Origin of the sequence: Synechocystis salina LEGE 00031, from assembly GCF_015207985.1 — a bacterium.
Taxonomy (GTDB): Bacteria; Cyanobacteriota; Cyanobacteriia; order Cyanobacteriales; family Microcystaceae; genus Synechocystis; species Synechocystis salina.
Map to the genome: position 1 here is coordinate 1 of NZ_JADEVV010000113.1, position 1,153 is coordinate 1,153.

A 1,153-nucleotide genomic window follows, 5' to 3' on the forward strand; every position below is an offset into this window, starting at 1 on the left:
AAGTCTGGGAAAAAATACCACTCCGGCTATGGCCATGGGCTTCATTGACCGCCCTGTCGAAATTGCAGAAATACTTACCTGTAGAGGCTTTTGCCACTTCACTCCTTAAAAGGACAGTGCCCTAGCTTTAATAAAAAGAGGTTTAGTCATCAAGGAATTGGTTAAGGTGGTACACCACGCCCCCACAGAAAATAACCCAGACCCCCTTGCCTCCTCGACGGAGAAAGCAACTATGGATGGCGTCAATGATCCCAACCCCAATGCCCAAGGTAACCACCCAGACTATGAAAAATTAACCATCTATGTGGGGGAAGCAGACCAATGGCAGGGACGGCCAGTGCATCTAGCCCTGATCCAAGAAGCCCGACGTTTAGGCATAGTGGGGGCCACAGCGGTGCGGGGGGCCACTGGCTACGGCAAAAATAACGAGGAGCGGGTGATGTTACTGGGCATCATCGAACTGTCTTCGGATTTGCCCATGGTGCTCACCTTCATTGATCGCCGGGAGAAAATTGACCAGCTTTTACCCATAGTCCAGCAAGCGGTGCAGGGGGGCATTGTCCTGCGGGATCAGGTTGAAGTGGTGGTCCACACCTAGAACTTATCGGTGGCCGGCCTGGGCCCCACAGCCCCCGGTTGGTTGGTAAACAAATTACCCGCCGCTTCATTTTGGTAAATACAGTCAATGCGGGGATTACCTTCCAAAGGCCCGGTGAAACCAAAGGTATTCATGCGATTTTTACAATCATTGACTTGGCGGTTGTCCACCAGTTTTTCCCGCTCCAAAATGCTCCAGTTATTGCGGCGCAACACACAGCCCGGTTGCATCACTGGTTGGGTAACAAACACATTAAAGGGATTCAGGGTCACAAACACCCGCATATCAGTGACGATGGCGCTGGAGCCAAACTGCACACACACTTCAGCGTTGGGAGCACTGCGGTCAATCACTTCCCTGGAGGCTACATTTTCCGGGCTAAAGCTAGCGGTGGAACTAAAACCAATGCCCACCCCAATGCCCAAAACGAAAATACCTGCCAACAGGGCGATCGTGCCATAGTTGATGTTCCCTAAGCTGAACTTGCCAGGGGGTTTTCCCGGTGGAGGGCCATAATCCCGGTCATAGCTGGGACGGGGGGGAGGAGTATAACGG

2 protein-coding genes are annotated in these 1,153 nt (G+C 52.5%); one reads left to right on the forward strand and one right to left on the reverse strand.

Annotation, left to right across the window (positions count from 1 at the left end; translation table 11 throughout):
• Nucleotides 1-166 precede the first annotated feature (166 nt).
• Nucleotides 167-598 carry a DUF190 domain-containing protein gene (locus tag IQ217_RS18730; protein ID WP_338116591.1) on the forward strand — a complete coding sequence of 144 codons (432 nt, stop codon included), beginning with the start codon at nt 167-169 and terminating at the stop codon, nt 596-598.
• Here the strand turns inward: IQ217_RS18730 and IQ217_RS18735 are convergent.
• Nucleotides 595-1,153 (reverse strand): DUF3172 domain-containing protein (locus tag IQ217_RS18735; RefSeq protein ID WP_228024333.1); only part of this gene is annotated, 559 nt, incomplete at its 5' end. The two genes, IQ217_RS18730 and IQ217_RS18735, sit on opposite strands and share 4 nt — an antisense overlap.